This window comes from Catellatospora aurea, from assembly GCF_042663325.1.
In the GTDB taxonomy this organism is placed as follows: domain Bacteria; phylum Actinomycetota; class Actinomycetes; order Mycobacteriales; family Micromonosporaceae; genus Catellatospora; species Catellatospora aurea.
Genome location: NZ_JBHTAC010000045.1, coordinates 1 through 22,437 on the forward strand (window position 1 = coordinate 1; position 22,437 = coordinate 22,437).

Genomic DNA, 22,437 nt, shown 5'->3' on the forward strand with positions numbered 1-22,437 from the left:
GTGTCCGAGCGCGCGTTGTCGGCCTTCTGCCCCGACCGGGTGTCGATGCCCAGCATCAGGATGTCGAACGCGCCCTTGAGCGCCGACGCGTCGGGTGCGGCCGACCCCGACGGCCCCGCGAGCACCTCCGGCGCGGCGACCTCGACGCTGTCACGCAGCGTGTCGGCGAAGGACTTGACCGCGATCAGGCTGCCACCGGAGATCATCATCAGCAGCGCCCCGAAGGTCACGGCGAGCTTGCTCCACAGCGGCGCGCGGCGGCGGGCAGGAGGCGGGGCGGCTTTGGCGGATGCACGGCGGCGGCGCTGGGACACAGGTCGCTCCTCTCGACGGGCGACGCGCCGCGCCGCCCACTCCTCTTGAGGACGGGTCCACCACCGCCGGATGTTGCCGCGATCCGGGAACGAATCTGTGCCGTCCACACCGGATGATCGGGGTGACGCGACCTGACCGGCGTCGATACGGCATTCTCGATGTGGAGCCGGACGAGGGAGGATCGACGTGGCGAAGGTGCGCATCGCGGTGCAGGACCCCGACGACGACGTGTCGCGGGAGCTGACCGCCGAGTTCCTCGCCGACATCGGCGAACGTTACGAACGGTCCGGCACGACCTCGGCACCGGCCCTGGACCTCTCGGAACTGCGCGCACCCGATGGCACCTGGCTGGTGATGTACGACGGCGACGAACCGATCGGCTGCGGCGGCCTGCGCCGCTGCGACGACCACAGCGCCGAGGTGCGGCGGGTGTTCCTGCGCCCCGCCGCGCGCGGACGCAACCTGGCCCGCACCATGATGGTCGAGCTGGAGGACGTCGCCCGGCGGCGCGGCTACCGGCGCATCCGCCTCGACACCGGCGACCGCCAGCCCGAAGCCCTCCAGCTGTACCGGACCGGTGGCTACCACGAGATCGGCGACTACAACGGCAACCCGTACGCCCGGCACTGGCTGGAGAAGGACCTCGCGCCGCGGCCCGGCGACGTGCGGTTGGTGGCCCGCAAGTACGACGGCCGCCTGCACTGGCACGCCACCATGCCCCGGCTCGGCGAGGACGAGCACGGGGTGTGGCTGGGCGCGACGACGCACACGCCGTGGCGGCGCGGCGCGGAGCCGGCCGTGTTCTTCCCGGTCGCGCACGTGGTGCTGATCCCGCACGAGGGCGACTGGGTGGCCGCGTTCAACGCCGCCCCGCACCGCACCGAGCTCTACATCGACGTGTCCGACCGGCCCGTATGGCACGGCCCTGACGAGGTCGTCTCCATCGACCTGGACCTCGACGTGGTGCGCCGCCGCGAGACCGGCGAGGTGGAACTGCTCGACGAGGACGAGTTCGACGAGCACCGGGTCCTGTTCGCCTACCCCGACGACGTCGTCGCCGGAGCCCGGCGCAACGCCGAAGAGCTGCTCGCGGCGGTACGCGCGCACGCCGAGCCCTTCGGCGAGGCGAGCCGACCTTGGCTGGAGCGGATGACCTGAGACCGCCGCAGCGCGCGAAGCCCGGCCGTCACGAGAAAAGCCCTCTGTCCACGCAATCCCAGAGGGCTTCCCAGGAGAGGTGACCGCATTCGCCGGTTCTCAGATCGACCGTGATCGGCGGGTTGCCCCCCAGCTCGGCGTCCTTGATGCCGTGATCGATGCGATCGACGGTGTCGTACGGCACGACGAGCTGGTGGCCGTCGAGAAAGGCGTGCTCCGGCCAGACCCGGATCTCGCCGACGCTGTCCGGATCCTGCTCTGCGAGATATCGGGCGGCCGCTTCGATCGCACTTTGTCGGTCCAGCATCCGGCGATCCTCGCACCCGTCCGCGAACACGATGTCGCAGGCCCGCGACCGCTCATTCGGCGGTGAGGTAGCGCTGGATCGTCGGGCCGAGCCAGGTCACCAGGTCCTCCTCCGACATGGCCACCACCGGCGGGAACTGCAGGATGTAGCGGGCCAGGCCGATACCGAGCATCTGCGCGCTGACCATCGCAGCACGTACGGGTGCGCTCGCCGGGTCGCCGGTGAGCTGGGCGATCTTCGGGGCGAGCTGCCCGGCGAAGATCTCGCGCATGCGTTCGGCCGCGCCGTCGTTGGTGATGCCGGTCCGCAGCAGCACCTGCAGGGATTCACCGGCCTGCCATTGGCGCAGGAAGTGCCGCACGAACTCCGCTCCGAGCTGCTCGCGCGGCACGTCGGCCAGGGCGTCGAACCGCAGGTCGAACTCGGCCGCCGCCGCGAACAGCTTCTCCTTGCTGCCGAAGTAGCGCATCACCATCGCCGGGTCGATCTTCGCGTCGGCGGCGATGGACCGGATGGTGGCGCGCTCGTAGCCGTCCGCGGCGAAGCGCTCCCGAGCCGCCGCCAGGATGATCGACTTTGTTTCCTCCGAGGTGCGCCGCATGTCAACAACTGTAGGCCAACACGTGTTGACAATCAACTCGACCCAGGGCTAACGTTGAAGTCAACAAGTGTTGGCCAACGATCGTTGACCTGGAGGAAAAGATGTCCACCCCGACCGTCGACGTCCTGATCGTCGGAGCCGGCCCCGCCGGGCTCACCGCCGCCGTCGTGCTGACCCAGCGCGGACACACCGTCACCGTCGTCGACACGCAGGCCGAGGGCGCGAACACGTCCCGCGCCGCGGTCGTGCACGCCCGGACCCTGGAGGTGCTCCAGCCCTACGGCGTCACCGAGGAGCTGACGGCCCGCGGCATCCACGCGGGGCGGTTCACCATCCGCGACCGCGACCGGCTGCTCGTGCCGGTGCCGTTCGGCGGGCTGCCGACGCCGTTCCCGTACACGCTGATGATCTCCCAGGCCGAGACCGAGGCCGTGCTGCTGGCCCGGCTCAAGGAACTCGGCGGCACGGTGCTGCGCCCCGCCACGGTGGCCGCCGTCCGGCAGGACGACACCGGCGTCACCGCCACCCTCGACGGCGGACGCCAGATCCGGGCGACCTACCTCATCGGGGCCGACGGCATGCACAGCACGGTCCGCCAGAACGCCGGGATCGGCTTCACCGGCAGCACGTACGCCGAGTCGTTCACGCTGGCCGACGTCCGGCTCGACGGCGCGGTCTCCGACGCCGAGGTCGTCCTGTACTTCTCCCCCGCCGGAATGGTCGTCGTCGCGCCGCTGCCCGACGGGACGTTTCGGATCGTCGCCACCGTGGACAGCGCCCCGGAGGTGCCCGACGTCGCGTTCGTGCAGCACCTGCTCGACACCCGCGGGCCGAAGGCCGCGCCGGTCGCGGTGCGCGAGGTGGTGTGGGGCTCCCGGTTCCGGGTGCACCACCGGGTCGCCGACACGTTCCGCGACCGCCGGGTGCTGCTGGCCGGCGACGCCGCCCACGTCCACTCCCCGGCCGGCGGGCAGGGCATGAACCTCGGCATCGACGACGCGGCCGCGCTCGGTGACGCGCTGTCCCGCGTGCTCCAGGGAGCCTCGCCCGAGATCCTCGACGAGTACGCCGCCACGCACCGCGCGCACGCGCAGAAGGTCGTCGCCTTCGCCGGGCGGCTCACCACGCTGGCGACCATGCCCGCATTCGTGCGGCCCGCCCGCAACCTGGTGCTCGGGCTGCTCGGCCGCAGCGCCGCCTTCCGCCGCCGCCTGGCCTGGCAGCTCGCCGGCCTGGACCGCCGCCGGTGACCCGGCCCGCTTCAGCAGTGCGAAGTTGGGAAGGGCACCTTCTACAACGCGGAGCGTTGTGAAGGTGCCCTTCCTTTCTACAACTGCAGGCGAAGGCTGGGGTGGGCGAGGATGACGGGGCAGTTCGCGTGGCGGGCGGCCTCGTCGAGCAGGCGGCCGTGGTCCAGCCAGGAACGCAGGTGGGTCAGCACCAGCAGCTTGGCTCCGGCGCGGGACGCGAGCCGGCCCGCGTCGCCCGCGGTGAGGTGGCGTGGCACACCGGTGTCGTCGAAGCCGGCACCCTCGGCCAGCAGCACCTCGCAGCCCTGGGCCAGCTTGTCCAGCGCCTCGCAGGGGGCGGTGTCGCCGGTGTAGCACAGGGCGTCGCCGACCCGGTACGCGTACGACTCCATGCCGTGCTCGACCGCCGCGAACGAGACCTCCAGCGAACCGAGGCGGGGCAGCTCCGAGGGCAGATCGTGGAACACGAACTGCGGGGCCGGGTGCCGCCAGTTCAGCTCGGCGCGCAGGTTCGCGGGGCCGTACACGTTCAGCGGCGCGGCCTTGACACGGTCTCGCAGATAGGCGATCGGGGCCAGGTCGGAACAGTGGTCGCCGTGCGCGTGTGAGATCAGCACCGTGTCCAGGAGCGCGGGGTCGCAATAGCGTTGCAATGGCCCGACCGCGCCCGTGCCCACGTCCAGAAGCAACCGGCGCCCGTCGTGCTCTACCAGGTAGCAGGACCCGGCGCTGTCCGGGCCGGGCACCGACCCAGCACACCCCACCACCGTCAGCTTCATCGTTCGACCTCTCCGCCGGTGCCACCAAATGCCTCGCTCAGTGTTGTCGATCGCTCCCACAACACCGCACAGTGACTGCTCCCCCGTTGAAGGCGAGGGGTTCGCGCAAGCCGGTCAAGGCTTGGGCAGAGACGCCAGCCCGCGCCTCAGGATGTTGATCGCAGCCACCATGTCGGCATGACCAGCATGCCCACACTCTTGGCAGCAGAACTCCGCCTGCGACTGACGGTTGGCTGCCGCTACGTGACCACAGTTCGGGCAGGTACGAGACGTGTTGGTCGGGTTCACTGCGATCGCCGTCCGTCCGGTACTCTCAGCCTTGGCGAACAGGATCGCAATGAACGATGACCAACCGGCGTCGAGGATGCTCCGGTTGAGCCCAGATTTTTGGGACACGTTGGTGCCTGGCTCGTCGAGCGTGCCAGACGCGCTGCGGGTCATGCTTCCGACTGAAAGGTGTTCTACAACGATCAAGTCGTGGTCCCGCACGAGAGCGAGCGCCGTCTTGTGGTGGAAGTCGTTTCGCTGACGGCGCACTTTGCTATGAATTGCCGCAACTCGGGCGCGCGCACGACGACGGTTGTTCGACCCGTGTTTCTTTCGCGCGAGCACCTGCTGTGCAGCCGCGAGATTTTCGGCGGCGTTCGCAAGGAATCTCGGATTTAGGACCTGGGCCCCATCGGAGGTGGTAAGGAACGACGCCACACCCATATCCACTCCGATAACCACCCCAGCTGCGGGCAGCGCCTGGACAGGCATGTCATCGCAGGACACGATCACAAACCACTTCGCGCGCCGGCCGACACCCTCACGCTTGACGCTGATTGTCTTTACCCGCCCTTGCACGTTCCGGTGAGCACGGACCTTGACGTGTCCCACACCCGGCAAGTAGACACGCAGATGTTCGCCATCGGGCCGACTATCCCACTTGCAGCCGTCGCCGTTCTTGGGCCATTCAACGGAATGAAACCAGCCCACCCCTTTGAACCGGGGACACCCGCCCCGATGGCCCTTCCTTACACGGCTAAAGAACGCGTTGAACACCTTATTGAGACGACGCAGCGTTGCCTGCTGAGAAGAGAACGACCATCGACCCTGACCGTCCAGGTCACCCGAACGGATCTCCTTCAATTGCCCCGATTGGCTCTCGTAACTGATTGATAACCGGGCTCTGCTCCACGCATCGCGTCGCTCCTGCAGCGCAGCGTTGTAGAGCATACGATGATCGGTGAGACACGCCTGCAGGCGAGCGGACTGACCGCATGTCGGATTGAGACGAATTTGAAAGAACGCCTCATCCAATCGCCAGATCTGCGGGTCCGGACGGCAAGCGCTCGCTGGTCCTGCGCCAGGGACGCTCATACTGCGTCTGGATGTAGCGCTGAACCGTTTCCCCGGACACAACGCCGACCGAACCCACAAAGTACGACGACGACCATAGGGTCGGCAGTTTCGAACGCAGGTGCGAGAACTCATGTCGCAGGACTCGCGAGGTTCGGCTCTTCACCTGGCTTGCCACCAGGGATGGCGCGGACTTCGGATCGGGCCTCACCACGAGGTGAACGAAGTCGGACATGACCTCTAGCGCAACGACATCCCATCCACGCTCGCCGCAGACACCACGTACCAGCTCGTCACACCTAGCTGCAACGTCACCGGTGAGGACAGGGCGACGGTATTTCGAGCACCACACGACGTGCAGGCCAAGGTCGTAGACCCCGCCCGCGAACTTCCGGACGCGTCGTGTCGTCATCGGACAAGTATAAGACGGCTACCCATATACTCAAGTCCAAGGGCCTCCACGGTGGCGATCCGGAGCTTCGCTCCTGGCTGATGACATGCAGCCCTACCCTCGGTCTGTTGCACCAACTAACGAAAGGACCTTGGCCATGTCCCGGTTCCCTGAGGTCGTCGAGCGGATGGCGATCGACCCCGAGTTCGCCGCGTTCGCCCGCACCAACCCCGACGAGGTCAGCGCCGAGTACGGCCTGAGCCCAGAGGAGGCCGCTCAGATGCTGGCGTTGACCGACGCCGGTTCGGGTGGCCCGACCGAGCTGGACCAGCGCCTTTCCAAGAGCGGCATCGGCAGCGGCGGCCTGGCCGGCCTGCTGGCGGGACTCGACCGGTCCAAGAAGGACGACGCTGAGAACGCCACCGACCGGCCGCTGGGCCGCTGGGTCGGGCCGGGCGCCAACGACAAGTGACCGGAGGTCACAGGCTGCGTTTGAGCATCGCGTCGGCGAGTGCGTCGGCGCACTCGGCCAGGCGCAGCCCGACCACGTCCAGGCGGCGCAGCAGCTCGCGCTGCTTGAGCACGGGGCCGGTGACCTCGCCGCTGAGCAGCTCGGCGAGTTCCTGGGCGTAGAGGTGGCGCACCCGGCCGGAGCGCTTGTGCGCGGCCAGCGCCGCCTCGGCGGCCTCGGCCGGGCGGTCGACGAGCCGGTCGAGTGCCCGGCGCAGGTCGCGCAGGCCGATGGCGACCTGCTCCAGCATCGCGACCGCGTGGTGGTCCAGGCGTACGCCGTAGAGGTCCGTCTCGCGCACGTAGTCGCGCAGGTGGTCGAGCACGTCGTCGACGGAGCGGGACAGCCGGAACAGGTCCTCGCGGTCGATCGGGGTGGCCAGTGTCGCGGCGAGTTCGGCGACCAGCCGGCCGCGGTGGGCGTCGCCGTCGTGCTCGATCTCGGCGATACGCAGCCGGGCCAGCGGCGGCTCGATCTCGCCGATGGTCACCATCACCGCCAGCGCCACCCCTTCCAGGGCGGCGTCGATCTGCGCCAGCACGATCGCCAGCACCCGTTTCGGGGCCCGCCCCGCGAGGTCGTCGAGCACCCGCCGCAGCCTGATCACAGCGTGCTCCGCAGCGCCAGGCCGGCGGCGTAGCCGAGGGTGAGGCTCGCCGGGACGGTGACCAGCCAGGCCGTCAGCACGGGGGTGGCGAACTGCCAGCGGATGCGGCGTACGCCGGTGCTGGCGCCCGCGCCGACCAGGCCCGCCGTGGCGGACTGGGTCATGCTGACGGGCACGCCCATGCCCGCGCTGCCGAACACCGCGGTCGCCGACGCGACCCCGGCCGTGACCAGGGTCCACGGACGCTGCGGGGTGAGCCCGCCGGTCGCGCCCCGGGCCATGCGGCGCAGGCTCAGCACCGCCCCGGCTGCGAACACCAGCGCCGTCGCGCACAGCAGCAGCAGGGGCGGGGCCTGCATGCCGGGGGCCCGGTGGGCGACGCCGAGCGCGACCCCGACCACGGCGAACATCTTCTGCCCGTCGTTGGCGGCGTAGGCCAGGCTCTGCCCGGCGAACGCGGTGACGTGCGCGTACCGCATCGCGCGGGGCAGCCGGGACGTCGTGGGAAGGCGCCGGGCGGCCAGTCCGAGCAGGTAGCCGAGGCCGCCGCCGAGCAGCGGCGCGAGTGCGGCGACCGCGAGCACGACGGCCAGTGTGGACCAGGCGGGCGGCACGCCCAACCCGGCGCCGACCCCGGCGAGGCCGCCGAGCACGGCCAGGGTCACGCTGGTCGGCACGCCGCGCCAGGCCAGTGTCAGGACGAGGGCGAGCGCGACGCCGACCCCGGCCAGCACGACCAGGGGTCCCCGGACGCCGCCGGCGTCGACGAGGCGGTCGGTGAAGGTGTGCGCGACGGCGAGGCCGAACAGCGCGGGACCGGCGATGATCGCGGCGAGCAGCACGGCCAGTACGCCGTAGAGGGGCAGTTCGCGCTGGCGCAGGGCGAGGGCGAGCAGGGCCGCGCCGTCGTTGGCGCCGCAGACGAAGACGAACCCGGTGGCCAGCATCGCAAAGCCGATCACCACGGCCGACCACCCCCGACTCCACCAGGAGTTCACCGTACTTGATCAACTGAGTTCGCGCGGTCGGAATCCCGATTGCCGCTCGACCGGGTGATCGTCTAGCGTCACTCGCCGGGAGGAACACTGATGGCGAAGCTGAACCAGATCATCGCGGTCGAGAAGGGCATCAAGAGCCGCTCGTTCCAGGACCTGACCGAGGCCCACCACGCCGTGCAGAAGCCGGCGCTGCTGTCGGGCATCTCGCGGACGTACCAGGCCAAGGACGAGGAGGGCGAGCAGCTGCCGCCGGAGTCCACGAAGGTGCAGACCCGCGCCGAGGACGTGCTGCGCCAGATCGGCACCACCCTGACGCGGCTGTTCGACGTGACCGCGACCAAGGACGCGACCAACTGCACGGCCCGCGCCGACGTGGTCGTCGACGACCGGGTGCTGCTGTCCGACGTGCCGGTGACGTACCTGCTGTTCCTGGAGAAGCAGCTCACCGACCTGCACACCTTCGTCAAGAAGCTGCCGGTGCTCGACGCCGCCGAGTCGTGGGTGTTCAGCGACTCCGCCGACTGCTGGTCCACCGAGCCGGTGCGCACCATCCGCACCAAGAAGGTGCCGCGCAACCACGTCAAGGCCGAGGCGACCGAGAAGCACCCGGCGCAGGTCGAGGTGTACTACGAGGACATCGCGGTGGGTTACTGGACCACGGTGAAGTTCTCCGGCGCGCTGCCGGCCAAGCGGGTGTCGACGCTGCTGGAGCGGGTGGAGAAGCTGCAGCAGGCGGTCAAGTTCGCTCGCGAGGAGGCCAACAACGCCGAGGCGGTCGACAAGCACGTCGGCGACCGCGTCTTCGGTTACCTGTTCGCCTGACCACCAGACTCCCCCGCCGGAGGGCGGGGGTGCGCGAGGAGCGCAAGCTGAAGCTGAAGCCGAAGCTGAACAACGCGGTGACAGTGTGGGTTCGAGTCCCACCCCCTGCACCACCTGCGGGGGTAGCCCAACTGGCAGAGGCAGCCGCGATCAATCTCAGATTCTCGCTCCAGACTCAGCATTCGCCACCGATCACCAGGTCGACCGCGTACGGGCGAAATCCCCGAGGTGCCGGTTCGAGCCCGGCCCGCTCCTCTTCCTGGGGCGGTAGTCCAAACGGTAGAGACGCGGGGTCTTGATACTGACCCGTTCGCTTAAACGTACTGGTGTGTGCAATTCGGTGGCACCCCGAGGCCCGGGAGAAGGACAGTCTCCCGGGCCTCACCATGTCCGGCGGCAGGCCGTGTCGGCGAATCCCTTGGCCGCGCCCGTGACCGTGTTGTCGCAGGCGACGACGTTGCCGGCGACGGGTACGAGGTGGAAGCCCCAGCCGGGGCCGTCGACGGCGGCGCTGTTGGCGGTGAACACGTTGCGATCACCCCAGCCGTCGGCGACGCGGTGGGTCTGGAAGCCGTCGCCGCGCGAGTGCCGGCCGGTGTTGGCCTTGATCAGCCAGCCGTTGCCTTTCACGTCGACCCACGAGTCGGCGTACGAGCCGGTCATGGCCGCGCCGTCGAACGTGTTGGCCTCGACGGTCCCGCCGGTGGTGCCCTCCTTGACGTCGACGGGTTCGGCGGTGGTGCCGCTGATCCGGTTGCCGCGGATCACGTTGCGGTCGCTGCGGTCGGGCTCGCAGGCGGTGACGTCGCACCAGTTGCTCTCGGCACTGCCGACGTAGACGCCCTCGCCGAACTTCGCCCGGCGCAGGCCGGTGTCGCGGACGACGCTGTCGCGCACCAGGTTGTCGGAGCTGAAGGCGCGCAGGTGGATCGCCTCGTCGCCGATGTGCTCCACGATCAGGCCGGTGAGCACGGCGTGGCTGGTCCGGTCGAGCATGACGCCCTTCTGCGCGTTGCGCACCGTGAACCCGGTCAGCCGCCAGTGGTCCGCGCCGTCGAGGTGCAGCCCGTACCCGTGGCCGGTGCCGCCGCCGTCGAGCACCGCGCCGCGGCCGCCGCACAGGTGCACGGGTTTGGAGGCGGTGCCGGACGTGGTGGCGGCGAAGCGGCCCGCGTACACCCCGTCCTTGAGCCTGATGCTGTCCCCCGGCTTGGCCCGCGCCAGGGCGGTGGCCAGCGCCGACGCGTCCGCCACCGTCACCGTGGCGGGCGGGCAGGCCACTGCGGCTCGGCTCGGTGACGGGGCCGCGGCGGAGCCGGAGCGGGAGACGTCCGGGGTCGGGCCGGCACTGGATGCCGCGCCGACGTCCGGTCCCAGGCAGCCGGCCATTGCCATGAGCACCAGCACGACGATCCCCGCCAGCAGGGACGTCGCCGCGAACGGCAGGATCGGACCCCAGCCGTGGTGGCGTGCCCGAGGGCGGACCGCGCCGGGCAGGGCCGGGCGGGGCGTCGCGGGCCGGGGACTCGGTCGGCGCGGAGTCGGCGCGGTCACTCGGCCATCACCACCCGGGCGCGGCCGCGGGCCGTCTCGCGCGGGCTGGGTCTACCGGGGCCGGACCGCGCCGGGGGCGGCTCGCCGGGGAACAGCGGTTTCGTCGCCGCGTACGGGTGCCCGTGGTCCTCGCGCCGGCGGCGGAACGCCAGCACGACGATGAGCAGCAGGATCGTGGTCCACAGCAGCGTCATCGGGCTGGCGTAGTGGCGCACCCGCGCCCAGAGCGTGCTGGTGTCCAGCCACGCGTCGGTCTGGTTGTCGCGCACCGTGAGCTTGCCCTCGGCGCGGCCGGTGTCCACGGCGCTGGGGCCGATGCCGGTGATCGCGTTGCCCGCGGCGACCGAGCCGCCGACCGCGCCGACGAAGGTGACGCCGTGGCTGTTGGCGTCGTGGATCGTGTTGCCACGCACCTCGGCGACGGAGTCGCGCACGTACACCCCGGTCTGGGTGCTCTCGATGAGGTTGCCGTTGACGCGGGCCCCGGCGACGCCGTCGCGGATCGCGATGGCCTGGCGGCGCTGGTCGGAGAGCCGGTTGGCGGTCAGCGTCAGGTCGCGTACGCCGAGCCGGGCCACGATGCCCATGTCGCCGCCCTCGATCTGGTTCTCCTGGATGCTGACGGACAGGCCGCCGAGGATCTCGAAGCCGTAGTGGCCGTTGCCGCGGGCGGTGCTGTGCGAGACGGTGTTCGCGCCGTAGCTGGCGGTCGACTGCCCCGACGCCGAAGGGCCGTCGGCCAGCGGCCGGCCGCTGAGGGTGAACCCGTTGCCGCCGTTGCGTTCGGCGGTCGTGTTGGTGATCCGGACCTGCTGCGTGGCGCGCGAGAGCAGGAAGCCGTCGCCGCCGTTGTGCTGGGACACGGTCCGTTCGATGACCGCGTTGGTGGCGAAGCGGTGCAGCACGACGCCGTGCTGCATGCTGTCGCGCACCTTCGTATCGGTGATCTTTATGCCGTCGGCGCTGGACACGAACAGCCCGTACGCGTTGCCGACGAACTCGCTGTCGCTGATGGTCCCGGACACGTAGGACAGGCTCGGCACGGTGAAGCGGCTGTCCGGGCTGGCGACCCGGCCCCCGGACAGCACCCGCACCTCGCCGGGCAGGATGCGGCCGGGCGTCGCCGCCGACGGGCCCTCGACCGCGCCGGTGTCGGGCCGGTCGGTGCCGGTCAGGCTGACCCCGCCGGTGCGGCCGCTCCAGAACCCGAGGTGGGCGGCGCGGGCATGGCTCATCGCGAAGTTGCCGCCGATCGCCCGCAGGTAGGCCCGGCCGTCGCGGACGTCGGTGTCGGGTTTGCCGGTCCGCGGATCCCAGCTCGTGACACGTACCGGCGCCTGCTTGGTGCCCTCCAGGGTCAGGCCGCCGCCGAACGACACGATCGCCACGAACCCGCTGCTGCGGCTGGCCAGGCGCAGTTCCAGGCCGCCGGGGTGGGCCAGCTTCAGCCGCGCCCCGGAGTTGATGTAGATGTTCTCGGTCAGCAGGTAGGCGCCCTGCTGCTGCCGGACGAACGTCTGCGGCGCGAGCCGCAGCAGGTCGTCGACCGTGTACGCGGCCGTGCGCGCGGTCAGCACCAGCGTGTAGCCACCGGCGGTGTCGAGCCGGTAGGGCCGGTCCCACCTCTGCGTGGTGCTGCCCGGCGGGCGGCTGAGCAGGTCGCGCAGCGGAGCCACCGCGGTCACCGCCCGGACCTGGTTGAGCCACCGGTCCTCGGCGGCCACCAGCGCGGCCTGCCGCTCGGCATCGGCCGGCGCGGCTTCGGCGGCGGCGGCGCGATGGGCCGCGGGTCGGGCCGCGGCCGCGGGCATGGCGGACGCGCCTGCCGTGGCGGCGAGCAGGACGGCGGTGGCGGCGGCGGCACGGACGAGCACGGACCCGACCCGCCGAAAGGGCGCGGCTGCCCAGGGCCGGTTCACGCGATCTCCGACGAGACGGCCACAGCCCGACGCCGGGCGGGGGTGGGCGCCGACAGGGTGCTCGCGCCCTGGCCGTCGCCGCCGATGCGGTCCGCGCCGCGGGTCAGCCAGCCCTGCCGGTTCATGGTCGCGAACGCGTACAGCTTGATCGGCAGCGAGATCCCGATGACCACCGCCGCGATCAGCGGCAGCATCAGCAGTTCCCGGGGATGGCGGCGCAGGTGCGACCAGCCGCGGATGCCGCGCCCGGCCAGCAGCCAGAACAGCACCACCACCGCCCCGCGCGGGCTCAGCTCCAGCCGGGACAGCAGCAGGTAGCCCAGGGCCATGCCCATGGTGACCGGGGTCAGCAGGATCTGCAGCACGGTGATCTTCGTGACCAGCGGGGTCCGCCACAGCCAGCCCTTCCACAGCGCGGTCAGGTAGCAGCGGTAGGAGTTGCGGCTCCACCGCACCCGCTGCTTGACGAACGCCCGCAGCGTCGACGGGAACATCGACATCGCCCGCGCCGAGGACTGGTGCACGGTGCGGTAGCCCGAGGCCAGCACCAGCCAGGTCAGCCTGCCGTCGTCCCCGGCCACGCAGCGCCGGCCGAGGAAGAACTCGTTCTCCAGGTGGTCGAGCACCGGCAGGACCACCGAGCGCCGGTACGCCGCGGTGCGTCCCGACAGGCAGGCCACCGCCCCGGCCCGGCCCATCGCCGGCACGTAGTCGTAGTAGCGCAGGTTGACAAGCCAGTCCGCGACGCGCCGCCAGACGCTGGTGGTGCGCTGGTGCACGTTCTGCTGGGTGCCGACGCCGCCGACGGCCGGGTCGGCGAACGGCATCTGCACCGCTGCCAGCAGCCCGCGCTGCCAGCGCGTGTCGGAGTCGACCAGCACGACGAGCTCGCCGCGGGCGGCGCGGATGCCGACGCCCAGCGCCGAGCGCTTGCCCCGGTGCGTGAACGGCAGCACCCGCAGGCGCGGGTCGTCGACAGCGGCCAGCCGCCGCAGCACCTCGGTGTCGCCGACGTCGGGCACGAGCACGACCTCGTCGGGGTTCTGGGCGAGCCAGCTGTGCAGGCACTCCAGCAGGATGTCCGGGTCCTCGCGGTAGGACGGCACCACCACCGACACCGACGTGCGGTAGTCGTTGAGGACCGGCCGGTCCAGCCGGGACAGCAGCACCCGGTAGAACCACAGCCCCCATACGAACGCGCCGGCCAGGCCCAGCGGCATCAGCTCGCGCCACGAGGTCTCAGCGGCCGCGGCCACCAGCCACGACCAGACGCCGTCGAAGAACCGGGACAAGGGCCGCCTCCAGCGATCCGGCGGGCCGCCGCGGCCCGCTCCACCGCTGTAAACCGGCGTACGCCCGGAAACGGGCCGCCCCGTCCGGGCGTTTCTCATCCGTCCGCGCCGTCGCGCCTGATCGTTCGACTTGCCGGGCACCTGTGCGTATCTTGAGCGCGGTTTCGCCCATGTGCCGGGCAAGTCGAGCGATCTTGAGCGGCATGGGTCAGGGCTACCGGCCGGAATTAGCTCCGCATTAGCCCCGCTATGTGGTGGTCTGGAGTAAATTCATGTTATGACCGAACCCGCGAGGGCGCGGCATGGCGTGCCGGGCCTCGCTCTCGGCGCCGCGATGCTCGTCGCCGAACGACTCCGCAGGCTCACCGGCCCGGTCGACCCGGCCGAACAGGCCCGCATCGAAGACCTGCTCACCAGCGGCGTCGAGCCCTCGCCCGCCGACGCCCGCTCACCGGTCGCCATCGCCGTCGGCCTCACCCAGCAGAGCTACGACCTCGCCAGACGCACCGGAGCCCGGGTCGGCGAGGCCACCCGCAGTCAGGCCCGCAAGCTCGCCGGGGCCACCCGCGCCGCGCTGCCGGCGAACTCCCCGATCGACACCGCCCGCGACGTCGTCACCGCCGCCGGTCTGCGCGGACGCGACACCCTGGTCTCCAGCCGCGCCGCCGCGGCCGTCGCGCTGCGCGACACCGTCGACGAGAGCCTGACCTGGGTCGAGAAGTCGATCGTGCCGCGCATGGTGGACAACCTGATGCCATACCTGATCAACAGCGTGGTGCCGCGGCTGGTCGAGGGCGCCATCCCCGAGATCAGGCGCAAGGTCATCCCCGTCGTCATCGACGACATGACCCGTGACCCCCGGCTCCAGGAGCTGATCACCGAGCAGAGCCGCGGCGTGCTCGCCAGCGCCACCGACGAGCTGCGCGAGACCTCCGCGACCGCCGACGACCGGATCGAGTCCTCGTTCCGGCGGGTGTTCCACCGCCACCACACGAACGGTGAGCGGTGACCGCGGCTGGTCACCATCCACCGTACGCAGGCATGGTCTCCCGGGTCTCCGGGCTGGCCATCGACGCCGGGATGCTCGCGATCGCCTCGTCGCTGGCCGTCTCCGGCGTCCCCGCGGTCTGGTCGGCGCTGGCCGGCCAGGCCCCCGGCTGGCTCAAGGCGGCCTCGGCGGTGGTCGCCGCGGTGCTGCCGATCGTCTACTTCACCGCCTGCTGGTGGATGACCGGCCAGACGCTGGGCTCCCTGCTGTTCGGCACCGTCGTCCGCCGCACCGACGGCCGCCACGTGGGCCTGTGCCGCGCCTTCCTCCGCGCCTTCGTCGGCCTCGCCATCCCCGTCCTCTGGCTCATCGGCATGATCGGCATCCTGACAGACTCCAAACGCCGAGCCTGGCACGACCACCTCTTCGGCACCGTGGTCCTCTACATCGACCGCACTCCCTGAGGAAGGGCACCTTCTTATCGCTATTCGCAGAGGAAGGGCACCTTCTTAACATCGCAAGGCCGTGACCTGCGGCTTTCGGGCGCTGACTCAGACGGCTGGCGGGGGCGGCACGTGGCCTGCGGCCCACGCCGACCAGGCCGCGAACCAGGCATCTTCGGCGGAGGCGCGGACCTCGACCGGCAGCTCCGTCCGACGGATGGTCTCCTCCCGGTGCAGCCAAGCACGCTGGGCGGCGGCACTGGGCACGCTCTCGCCGAGTCCCGTGCCGAACAGCAGCGATTCGGCGATCGCCCGCTCCCGCAGTTCCGCGTCATCACGGAACCACCCGGCCCGGTCCTGCAGGCTCGCCAGCTGGGCCAGGATGGCGCTGACCGCCCGGTCTGCCGTCGGCTCGGGCTGGTCGGCCAGCGCCATCTGCCGCCGCACAGCCCTCCGCCACAGCACGCGCCAGTAGGTCGGCAACTGCGGCCCCGGGCCCCCGTCGTCCATCCACCGCGCGCGGTCTCGCCCCATCCGCAGCGCGATCTCCACCAGGGCGCGATGCGGCTCTCCGCTGAGGCTCGCGGGAACCTCATCGGGCTGCTCCGGCGCTGGCTCCCGCATCGCGGGCGGCCGGGTGCGCGACGGCGTCATCAACAGCGCGATGTCGGTGACGGTCCGCACGCGCGGCACCTCCGGGTGCCAGTCGAGCGCCAGCACGGTGATCTCGACATCGTCATCCGCGCAGCGCGCCGCCCACCATCGGCTGCCGGCGCGCACGATCCGCCCGGGCAGCGGCCGGCCGTCGACGAGAACGGTGGTTTCCGCCTCGGTCCAGTCGACAGCGGAGAAACGTTCCCCGTACGCCCGCAAGCCGTGCTCGACCACCGACCGCAGGGGCCCGGCCTCGACCCGGGTGCCCGCCCAGCGGGCGGTCTCCACGCTCACCCAGGGTTCGTCCGCCAGCCGATCCCCGTAGACGACGCGGACGCAGGTGATCCGGTCATCCGAGCGTTCGAACCCCGCGAGCCGTCCCTCGGTGAGCAGTTCCGGATCGTCCAGCACCAGGAGCGGGAGTCCGCTGTCAGCGAGCTTGACGAGAACACGCTCCTGATGACGCGCGACGTGATCGGGTTCTTCGCCTGACGGAACGATTCTCACGGTCGCCTCCTGCCTGACGTGTCGCCGCTGTCCAGTGTGACGCGGGCGGACGGCTGAGGGACGCCTGCCGTCGGCCCGGCATCCCTCAGCCGGTGGTGGCCTAGGTGATGGTCGTCGACGTGGTGGGCGAGTACGAGAAGCAGAGCCAGCCGGCGCCCGTGAGCGCGTAGCTGCCCCAGGTGACCGTCGCAGCCGCCCAGCCCTTTGCCAGGTTCAACGTCCGCGCGTACCCCGACCAGCCGAACCCGGACATCAACCCGTCGTACTCGTCGTAGTACTGGCTTGAGTTGCCTGCCGTGTCGTTGATGTCCACGGTCCAGTGGATGTCCCAGGGACCACCGGAGTCGGGCTCCAGGCTCATGCCCGTGGTGAGCAGGGCCCGCTTATCGCCCTTGGCGATAAGCGACACCCACGACACTCCGCAGTCGCCCTCAGCCTCGCCGTAGCCGTTCGGCGAGACCAGCCCGGACTTGCGCAGGACGCCCGCCCTCGGAACGTACGCCCCTGTGCGAGCCGCCTCAGCCTTGTCCGCCGGCGTGCGGAACTGTTCGATTGCACTCTTCCTCCCCGTGTTGAAGGCCAACCTGGTTCGGAAATTAACACATGCGAATTTATCCTACTCTCCCCTATGGACAAAGCTGACTTATACGTAAAATGCGGACACGTCTTGCACCGCGACGGAGGCACCATCGCGTCCGGGCTACGTCCACGGCCTGGCCGCCCGCCGGAGTAGGGTCGGCGGGTGCGTCTCCACCTCGTCGCGGCCGGCTTGGCGACCGCGCTCACCCTCGCCGCCTGCTCCGAACCCGTGTCCGGGCCTGCCTTCGTGCCGGCGGCCGCGCCGTCGACCGTGCCGAGCACCGCCCCGGCGACCTCGCCCACGCCCTCCCCCGCCGCCTCACCCTCGGCGACGACGGTCCGCCACGTGTTCCCCGTGCTCGGCAAGAGCTCCTACGGGCGTACGCACCACGACTACCAGGCCACGGACGTGATGGCCCCGTGCGGGGCGACCGTCGTGGCGGTCATCGACGGTGTCGTGCTGGAGACCGCGCCAGTGGACCTCTACGACCCGAAGACCGACGACGGCGCGCTGCGCGGCGGCAAGTCGGTGTCCCTGCTCGGCGACGACGGCGTGCGCTACTACGGCTCGCACTTCTCCGCGATCGACGCGAAGATCAAAGCGGGGGTACGCGTCAAGGCGGGCCAGCCGCTCGGCAAGGTCGGCCGCACCGGCCTGGCCAGCGCCTGCCACCTGCACTTCGGCATGTCCCCGGCGTGCGCGAGCACCGGCGACTGGTGGATCCGCCGCGGCGTGATCTGGCCGTGGCGCTACCTCGACGCGTGGCGCAAGGGCACCGCCAAGTCCCCGGTCACCGAGATCCAGGCCTGGGAACGCAAGAACGGCTGCTCCACGAAGCCACCCAAGGGCGCCTGACGCGCCCCCATACACAGACGTCGGCCTATCTCGTCGAAAATCCGCGGCTCGGATTCGATGAGATAGGCCGACGATTATGGCAAGCGAGACGCGTGGCGTCAGCCGACGTGGACCGCGCCCTCCGTCGGGAGGTCGGACTTGCGCACCTTGATCAGGACCGTGATCACGATCGCGGACACCACCAGCAGCCCGCCGCCCCACGCGAACGCCGTCGCGAACCCGTGCACCGCTGCCTCGGCCTGCACGAAGCCCGCCGTCTGCGGGTCCATGCCCGGCTTGAGGTGCTCGGCCGCGTAGTCCGTGGTCGCGTTGAGCGCGAAGGTGCTCAGCAGCGCCGCGCCCAGCGAGCCGCCCACCTGCTGGGTGGCGTTCAGCGTCGCGCTGGCCGCACCGGCGTCGTGCTGCGGCACGCCGACCAGCGCCAGGCTGGACAGCGGCACGAACGTGAAGCCCAGGCCCAGACCCAGCACGATCGCGCCCGGCAGCACGTGCGTGGTGTACGACGTGGTCACGCCGATCTGGGTGAGGAACAGCATCGAACCCGCGGCCAGCACCGCACCGGCGATCATCAGCGGCTTCGCGCCCAGCTTGGGCAGCAGCTGGCTGGCGACACCCGCCGAGATGAACACGCCCGCCGAGATCGGCAGCGAGGCCAGACCGGCCTCGATCGGGGTGTAGCCGAGCACGCCCTGGAAGTAGAAGGTCAGGAAGAAGAACGCGCCCATCAGGCCGGCACCGGTCAGGGTGCTGGACAGGTAAGCGCCGCCGCGGTTGCGGTCGAGCAGGATGCGCAGCGGCAGCAGCGGGTTCTTCGAGAACTTCTGGATGACCACGAACACGACCAGCAGCACCGCGCCGCCGATCATGTAGGCCAGCGCCTGCGGGGAGTCCCAGCCGTGCTCGGGCTCGGCGGCCTTGGTCAGGCCGTACACCAGGGAGATCAGGCCGAGGGTGACCACGATCGCGCCGGGGATGTCGTAGCGGGTGTTGCCCTCGGCCTTGCTCTCGGGCACGAACGGGATCGCCGCCGCGATGGCGATGACCGCGATCGGGATGTTGACCAGCAGGCACCAGCGCCAGTCGGCGTACTCGGTGAGCACACCGCCCAGCAGCAGGCCGACCGCCGCGCCGCCGCCGGCGATGGCGCCGTACACGGCGAACGCCTTGGCGCGCTCCTTGGCGTCGGTGAACAGCACCGTCAGCAGGGCCAGACCGGCCGGGGCGAGCAGCGCGCCGAACGCGCCCTGCAGGCCGCGCGCGGCGAACAGGCTCAGGCCGTCCCAGGCCAGGCCGCCGAGGGCGGACGCGGCCGCGAAGCCGATCGCACCGGCGATGAAGGTGCGCTTACGGCCCCAGTAGTCGGCGATGCGGCCGCCGAGCAGCAGCAGACCACCGAAGGTCAGGGTGTACGCGGTGAGCACCCACTGCCGCTCGGCGTCGGTGATGCCCAGGTCGCCCTGCATGGCGGGCAGCGCGATGTTCACGATGGTCGCGTCGAGCACCACCATGAGCTGCGCGATCGCGATGATCGTCAGCGCCAGCCAGCGCCGGGGGTTCGGGGCGGCGGCGGAGGGTTCCGCAGCCTCTGGTCGGGAGACCGTGGTCGTCATGGTGGTGCCTTTCGCAGGAGGGTGTTTCAGCGGGCCAGGACGGGCAGGAGGATCTCGTCGCAGACCCGGGCCAGGTACTCGTCGTCGAGCGGCCGGCCGTGTCCGAGGTGCCTCGCCATCAGCTGCGCGGTGACGAGGTCGGGGAAGAGGCTGTCGTAGGGCTGCGGCTTGATCTCGCCGCGCTGCACGGCCCGTTCCAGCAGCGCCTCGGTGTGCCGGTGGATCTCCGGGTACACCTGGCCGCGCACGATTCCGGCGAGCTCGGGGTTCGACTGCATCTCGAACGACAGCGCGTGGATCAGCGGGCCCTCGTCGACGACGCAGCGGGCCGCGGCGGCGAGCAGCTCGATCAGGTCGCCGCGCAGGGTGCCGGTGTCGTCCGGGGCGACGTCCTCGGTCTGCTGCTGGCGCAGCACCTGGGCGACCAGGTCGGGCTTGCCGGGCCAGTGCCGGTACAGGGTCGCCTTGCTCATGTGGGCGCGGGCCGCGATCGCGTCCATGGTCATCTTGTCGTAGCCGACCTCGCGCAGCAGCTCGCGCACGGCGGCGCACAGGGGCGCTCCGGCAGGCACGCGGGCACGGCTCATGACAGGCTCCGGGGGAAGGGAGATGCGAAACGGAACGGTTTCGTTTCCTGACCATACGCAGCCGACCTGCTCAGACGCGCTCCCCTGAGAGACGGATCACCCGATCGACGCCGGTCTGTCGCGCCGGCGACAGCGGGAGCGAGATGATCGGTGTAGGTGATGGACGAGATCGGACCCATCCGCGGGGGCCTCGGCGCCGAATCGTCGGTGATACACAAGTGACGGGTGAACAGATCCACGCCGGAGAGGCTGAACTGTGAACGGTGACGAACAGCCGTACCAACGGCCCGACCGCCTGGCCAGCGTGCCGGAGCCGGCCGCGCCCGCGGACGCCGAAACCCTGCTGCGGGCCGTGGCCCGCGGCGACGAGGCCGCCTTCACCAGGCTGTACGAGCTGGTCGCCCCGCGCGTCTACGGCCTGGCTCGTCGCGTCGTGCGCGATCCGGCGCAGGCCGAGGAGGTCGCGCAGGAGGCGCTGGTCGAGGTGTGGCGCACCGCGAGCCGCTTCGACCCCGCGCGCGGCTCGGCCACCGCCTGGGTCTTCACCATCACCCACCGCCGGGCCGTGGACCGGGTGCGTTCCGAGCAGGCGGCGCTGGACCGGGTGCAGCGCATGGCGCCGGAGGCGACGCAGACGCCCGCCGACGAGGTGGTCGAGCAGGCCACCGCCCGGCTGCAGCGCCAGCAGGTGCGCCGGTGCATCAAGACCCTGACCGACCTGCAGCGCGAGGCGATCACCCTGGCCTATTACGGCGGTTACACCTATCAGCAGGTCGCCCAGTTGCTGGGCGCGGGCCTGCCCACCGTGAAGACCCGCATGCGCGACGGCCTGATCCGGCTGCGCGACTGCCTCGGCGTGGAGGTGGCGGCATGAGCGAGATTCACTCCTTGGCCGGTCCGTACGTGCTGCACGCGCTGGACGAGGCCGAGCGCGAGACGTTCATCCAGCATCTGCGCGGGTGCGAGACGTGCGCGGCCGAGGTGGCCGAGCTGAACGAGACCGTGGCGCGGCTGGCCGACGACGCGTGGTCGGTCCCGCCGCCGGCCATGCGGGACAACGTGCTGGCCGCGGTGCGGCGTACCCGGCAGATCCCGCCGGCCCGGCCGGTGCGCGCCAGGCGCGAGCCGACCCGCTGGTGGCGGCATCCCGCGGCGCTGACGGCGGCGGCGTGCCTGCTCGTCGCGGCGCTGGTCGGCGGGACGACGTTCGCGGTGCAGGAGCAGCGGCTGCGCGACGAGCGGGCCGTGGCCCAGGCGGCGCAGCAGGAACTTGCGCGTACGCAGGCGGTGCTGACCGCGCAGGACGCGACGGTGCGCACCTCGAACGTCGCCGGTGGCGGCAAGGTCACCGTGGTGGCCTCGCCGAGCCAGGACGCCGCCGTGATCCTGCTGGCGACGCACTCGCCCGGGGAACAGAAGTCGTACCAGTTCTGGCTGATGGAGGGCACGACGCCGCACTCGGCCGGGGTGCTCGCCGCGGGGCAGGGCACCGCCACGCACCTGGTCAGCGGTGTCAACGCCGCTGACGCGATGGGCCTGACGGTGGAACCGGCCGGTGGCTCGGCCAGTCCCACACTGCCCATCATCGCTGAGATCCCCATGAAATAGAAAAAAACAGGCAAAAATCGCGCTAATCGCTCCAAACCATGACGGATTCAGTGTCGAATCACCGGTGGAGGTTTTCACCGGAGGAAAGGAACCACCGTCATGTACGGCAAGAGGAAGCTCACCGCGCTCGCGGCCGTCGCCGCGTTCTCGCTCTCGCTGGCGCTCAGCGCCTGCGGGGGCGAGAACACGGCGGCCACCACGCAGCCGACAGGCCTGCCGACCACCGTGCCCACCACCGTGCCGACGGCGCTGCCGTCCATGCCCGGCACCGCGGGCGGCGAGTTCGGGCCGGCCTGCGCCACCATCCCCAAGGACCCGGCCAACCCGGGCAGCCTGGAGATGATGGCAAAGCAGCCGGTGGCCACCGCGGCCGCGGCCAACCCGCAGCTGTCCACGCTGGCCGCCGCGATCCAGGCCGGCGAGCTGGCCGACACGCTCAACAACGCCGAGGCCGTCACCGTCTTCGCGCCCACCAACGAGGCCTTCGCCAAGATCCCGAAGGCCGATCTGGACAAGGTGCTCGCCGACAAGGAACTGCTCAAGAAGGTGCTCGCCTACCACGTCGTGGACGGCAAGACCGCGCCCGACGCGCTCGCCGGCACCCACAAGACCCTGGAAGGCCAGGACATCACCGTCACCGGCAGCGGCACCGAGTTCAAGGTCAACGACACCGCGATGATCGTCTGCGGCAACATCCAGACCCGCAACGGCGTGGTCTACCTCGTCGACAGCGTGCTCATGCCTCCGTCCTGACGGACGG

Annotated in this window: 24 protein-coding genes and 1 pseudogene; 10 read left to right on the forward strand and 15 right to left on the reverse strand. The window is 70.8% G+C overall.

Annotated features, from left to right (window positions below; translation table 11 throughout):
- Positions 1 to 314: pseudogene (locus ACFQO7_RS30325) on the reverse strand (hypothetical protein); the annotation flags it as partial.
- Between the two features lie 187 nt (positions 315 to 501).
- Here ACFQO7_RS30325 and ACFQO7_RS30330 point away from each other — a divergent pair.
- Positions 502 to 1,473 (forward strand): GNAT family N-acetyltransferase, encoded by a 972-nt coding sequence (locus ACFQO7_RS30330; RefSeq protein ID WP_376809583.1) that lies wholly within the window; start codon positions 502 to 504, stop codon positions 1,471 to 1,473.
- Between the two features lie 28 nt (positions 1,474 to 1,501).
- Here ACFQO7_RS30330 and ACFQO7_RS30335 read toward each other — a convergent pair whose 3' ends face one another.
- Together ACFQO7_RS30335 and ACFQO7_RS30340 are read right to left on the reverse strand one after the other, a co-directional pair.
- A complete protein-coding gene (locus tag ACFQO7_RS30335; protein ID WP_376809584.1) occupies positions 1,502 to 1,780 on the reverse strand; it encodes a hypothetical protein in 279 nt (92 codons plus the stop codon).
- 52 nt (positions 1,781 to 1,832) lie between these two features.
- Positions 1,833 to 2,381, reverse strand: coding sequence for a TetR/AcrR family transcriptional regulator (locus tag ACFQO7_RS30340; protein WP_376809585.1), 549 nt, complete (start codon positions 2,379 to 2,381; stop codon positions 1,833 to 1,835).
- Between the two features lie 101 nt (positions 2,382 to 2,482).
- Between ACFQO7_RS30340 and ACFQO7_RS30345 the strand changes: the two genes are divergently transcribed.
- The gene (locus tag ACFQO7_RS30345; RefSeq protein ID WP_376809586.1) at positions 2,483 to 3,631 is read left to right on the forward strand and encodes an FAD-dependent oxidoreductase; all 1,149 of its coding nucleotides are present in this window, start codon (positions 2,483 to 2,485) and stop codon (positions 3,629 to 3,631) included.
- 77 nt (positions 3,632 to 3,708) lie between these two features.
- On the opposite strand, the gene ACFQO7_RS30350 is transcribed toward ACFQO7_RS30345, so the two are convergent.
- The 3 genes from ACFQO7_RS30350 to tnpA form a co-directional block, all read right to left on the reverse strand.
- On the reverse strand, positions 3,709 to 4,410 hold the full coding sequence (locus tag ACFQO7_RS30350) for an MBL fold metallo-hydrolase (RefSeq protein WP_376809587.1): 702 nt from the start codon (positions 4,408 to 4,410) through the stop codon (positions 3,709 to 3,711).
- A gap of 114 nt (positions 4,411 to 4,524) precedes the next feature.
- Positions 4,525 to 5,712 carry an RNA-guided endonuclease InsQ/TnpB family protein gene (locus tag ACFQO7_RS30355; protein WP_376809588.1) on the reverse strand — a complete coding sequence of 396 codons (1,188 nt, stop codon included), beginning with the start codon at positions 5,710 to 5,712 and terminating at the stop codon, positions 4,525 to 4,527.
- A complete protein-coding gene (tnpA, locus tag ACFQO7_RS30360; RefSeq protein ID WP_376809589.1) occupies positions 5,705 to 6,163 on the reverse strand; it encodes an IS200/IS605 family transposase in 459 nt (152 codons plus the stop codon). Before tnpA ends, ACFQO7_RS30355 begins: the two co-directional genes overlap by 8 nt.
- 136 nt (positions 6,164 to 6,299) lie before the next feature.
- Here tnpA and ACFQO7_RS30365 point away from each other — a divergent pair, with 136 nt between their 5' ends.
- Complete coding sequence (locus ACFQO7_RS30365) at positions 6,300 to 6,614, forward strand: hypothetical protein (RefSeq protein WP_376809590.1); 315 nt, start codon at positions 6,300 to 6,302, stop codon at positions 6,612 to 6,614.
- A 7-nt stretch (positions 6,615 to 6,621) separates the two neighbouring features.
- On the opposite strand, the gene ACFQO7_RS30370 is transcribed toward ACFQO7_RS30365, so the two are convergent.
- The gene (locus ACFQO7_RS30370; protein WP_376809591.1) at positions 6,622 to 7,260 is read right to left on the reverse strand and encodes a DUF47 domain-containing protein; all 639 of its coding nucleotides are present in this window, start codon (positions 7,258 to 7,260) and stop codon (positions 6,622 to 6,624) included.
- Positions 7,257 to 8,225, reverse strand: a complete 969-nt coding sequence (locus ACFQO7_RS30375) for an inorganic phosphate transporter (protein ID WP_376809592.1) — start codon at positions 8,223 to 8,225, stop codon at positions 7,257 to 7,259. The genes ACFQO7_RS30370 and ACFQO7_RS30375 overlap by 4 nt, the downstream gene beginning before the upstream one ends.
- Positions 8,226 to 8,348: 123 nt before the next feature.
- On the opposite strand from ACFQO7_RS30375, the gene ACFQO7_RS30380 reads away from it, so the two are divergent.
- On the forward strand, positions 8,349 to 9,080 hold the full coding sequence (locus tag ACFQO7_RS30380; protein ID WP_376809593.1) for a DUF7873 family protein: 732 nt from the start codon (positions 8,349 to 8,351) through the stop codon (positions 9,078 to 9,080).
- Positions 9,081 to 9,461: 381 nt separating this feature from the next.
- Here the strand turns inward: ACFQO7_RS30380 and ACFQO7_RS30385 are convergent, their stop codons facing one another.
- The 3 genes from ACFQO7_RS30385 to ACFQO7_RS30395 are packed head-to-tail and all read right to left on the reverse strand — an operon-like array spanning position 9,462 to position 13,845.
- On the reverse strand, positions 9,462 to 10,634 hold the full coding sequence (locus ACFQO7_RS30385; RefSeq protein WP_376809594.1) for a right-handed parallel beta-helix repeat-containing protein: 1,173 nt from the start codon (positions 10,632 to 10,634) through the stop codon (positions 9,462 to 9,464).
- Positions 10,631 to 12,553 carry a right-handed parallel beta-helix repeat-containing protein gene (locus ACFQO7_RS30390; protein ID WP_376809595.1) on the reverse strand — a complete coding sequence of 641 codons (1,923 nt, stop codon included), beginning with the start codon at positions 12,551 to 12,553 and terminating at the stop codon, positions 10,631 to 10,633. The genes ACFQO7_RS30385 and ACFQO7_RS30390 overlap by 4 nt, the downstream gene beginning before the upstream one ends.
- Positions 12,550 to 13,845: a glycosyltransferase gene (locus ACFQO7_RS30395; protein WP_376809596.1), complete on the reverse strand. Its 1,296-nt coding sequence runs from the start codon at positions 13,843 to 13,845 to the stop codon at positions 12,550 to 12,552. The genes ACFQO7_RS30390 and ACFQO7_RS30395 overlap by 4 nt, the downstream gene beginning before the upstream one ends.
- A gap of 277 nt (positions 13,846 to 14,122) precedes the next feature.
- Between ACFQO7_RS30395 and ACFQO7_RS30400 the strand changes: the two genes are divergently transcribed.
- The gene (locus ACFQO7_RS30400; RefSeq protein ID WP_376809597.1) at positions 14,123 to 14,854 is read left to right on the forward strand and encodes a hypothetical protein; all 732 of its coding nucleotides are present in this window, start codon (positions 14,123 to 14,125) and stop codon (positions 14,852 to 14,854) included.
- A 32-nt stretch (positions 14,855 to 14,886) separates the two neighbouring features.
- Positions 14,887 to 15,297: an RDD family protein gene (locus ACFQO7_RS30405; protein ID WP_376809598.1), complete on the forward strand. Its 411-nt coding sequence runs from the start codon at positions 14,887 to 14,889 to the stop codon at positions 15,295 to 15,297.
- Between the two features lie 87 nt (positions 15,298 to 15,384).
- Here the strand turns inward: ACFQO7_RS30405 and ACFQO7_RS30410 are convergent, their stop codons facing one another.
- Together ACFQO7_RS30410 and ACFQO7_RS30415 are read right to left on the reverse strand one after the other, a co-directional pair.
- A complete protein-coding gene (locus tag ACFQO7_RS30410; protein WP_376809599.1) occupies positions 15,385 to 16,437 on the reverse strand; it encodes a hypothetical protein in 1,053 nt (350 codons plus the stop codon).
- Positions 16,438 to 16,537: 100 nt separating this feature from the next.
- Positions 16,538 to 16,846 (reverse strand): hypothetical protein, encoded by a 309-nt coding sequence (locus ACFQO7_RS30415; RefSeq protein WP_376809600.1) that lies wholly within the window; start codon positions 16,844 to 16,846, stop codon positions 16,538 to 16,540.
- A gap of 333 nt (positions 16,847 to 17,179) precedes the next feature.
- Between ACFQO7_RS30415 and ACFQO7_RS30420 the strand changes: the two genes are divergently transcribed.
- A complete protein-coding gene (locus tag ACFQO7_RS30420) occupies positions 17,180 to 17,872 on the forward strand; it encodes a M23 family metallopeptidase (RefSeq protein ID WP_376809601.1) in 693 nt (230 codons plus the stop codon).
- Between the two features lie 98 nt (positions 17,873 to 17,970).
- Here the strand turns inward: ACFQO7_RS30420 and ACFQO7_RS30425 are convergent, their stop codons facing one another.
- Positions 17,971 to 19,482, reverse strand: a complete 1,512-nt coding sequence (locus ACFQO7_RS30425) for an MFS transporter (RefSeq protein WP_376809602.1) — start codon at positions 19,480 to 19,482, stop codon at positions 17,971 to 17,973.
- Positions 19,483 to 19,508: 26 nt separating this feature from the next.
- Positions 19,509 to 20,069: a TetR/AcrR family transcriptional regulator gene (locus ACFQO7_RS30430; protein WP_376809603.1), complete on the reverse strand. Its 561-nt coding sequence runs from the start codon at positions 20,067 to 20,069 to the stop codon at positions 19,509 to 19,511.
- Positions 20,070 to 20,325: 256 nt separating this feature from the next.
- On the opposite strand from ACFQO7_RS30430, the gene sigK reads away from it, so the two are divergent.
- The 3 genes from sigK (at position 20,326) to ACFQO7_RS30445 (ending at position 22,430) form a co-directional block, all read left to right on the forward strand.
- Positions 20,326 to 20,943: an ECF RNA polymerase sigma factor SigK gene (sigK, locus tag ACFQO7_RS30435; protein WP_360524318.1), complete on the forward strand. Its 618-nt coding sequence runs from the start codon at positions 20,326 to 20,328 to the stop codon at positions 20,941 to 20,943.
- Complete coding sequence (locus tag ACFQO7_RS30440; protein WP_376809604.1) at positions 20,940 to 21,677, forward strand: anti-sigma factor; 738 nt, start codon at positions 20,940 to 20,942, stop codon at positions 21,675 to 21,677. The genes sigK and ACFQO7_RS30440 overlap by 4 nt, the downstream gene beginning before the upstream one ends.
- A gap of 99 nt (positions 21,678 to 21,776) precedes the next feature.
- Complete coding sequence (locus tag ACFQO7_RS30445; protein ID WP_376809605.1) at positions 21,777 to 22,430, forward strand: fasciclin domain-containing protein; 654 nt, start codon at positions 21,777 to 21,779, stop codon at positions 22,428 to 22,430.
- Positions 22,431 to 22,437 lie beyond the last annotated feature (7 nt).

Bases quoted from the DNA above. Each gene is read 5' to 3' on its own strand.
- ACFQO7_RS30335 (WP_376809584.1), bottom strand. From the start codon at position 1,780: ATGCTGGACCGACAAAGTGCGATCGAAGCGGCCGCCCGATATCTCGCA.
- ACFQO7_RS30340 (WP_376809585.1), bottom strand. From the start codon at position 2,381: ATGCGGCGCACCTCGGAGGAAACAAAGTCGATCATCCTGGCGGCGGCT.
- ACFQO7_RS30345 (WP_376809586.1), top strand. From the start codon at position 2,483: ATGTCCACCCCGACCGTCGACGTCCTGATCGTCGGAGCCGGCCCCGCC.
- ACFQO7_RS30350 (WP_376809587.1), bottom strand. From the start codon at position 4,410: ATGAAGCTGACGGTGGTGGGGTGTGCTGGGTCGGTGCCCGGCCCGGAC.
- tnpA (WP_376809589.1), bottom strand. From the start codon at position 6,163: ATGACGACACGACGCGTCCGGAAGTTCGCGGGCGGGGTCTACGACCTT.
- ACFQO7_RS30365 (WP_376809590.1), top strand. From the start codon at position 6,300: ATGTCCCGGTTCCCTGAGGTCGTCGAGCGGATGGCGATCGACCCCGAG.
- ACFQO7_RS30380 (WP_376809593.1), top strand. From the start codon at position 8,349: ATGGCGAAGCTGAACCAGATCATCGCGGTCGAGAAGGGCATCAAGAGC.
- ACFQO7_RS30400 (WP_376809597.1), top strand. From the start codon at position 14,123: ATGACCGAACCCGCGAGGGCGCGGCATGGCGTGCCGGGCCTCGCTCTC.
- ACFQO7_RS30405 (WP_376809598.1), top strand. From the start codon at position 14,887: ATGGTCTCCCGGGTCTCCGGGCTGGCCATCGACGCCGGGATGCTCGCG.
- ACFQO7_RS30425 (WP_376809602.1), bottom strand. From the start codon at position 19,482: ATGACGACCACGGTCTCCCGACCAGAGGCTGCGGAACCCTCCGCCGCC.
- ACFQO7_RS30430 (WP_376809603.1), bottom strand. From the start codon at position 20,069: ATGAGCCGTGCCCGCGTGCCTGCCGGAGCGCCCCTGTGCGCCGCCGTG.
- ACFQO7_RS30440 (WP_376809604.1), top strand. From the start codon at position 20,940: ATGAGCGAGATTCACTCCTTGGCCGGTCCGTACGTGCTGCACGCGCTG.
- ACFQO7_RS30445 (WP_376809605.1), top strand. From the start codon at position 21,777: ATGTACGGCAAGAGGAAGCTCACCGCGCTCGCGGCCGTCGCCGCGTTC.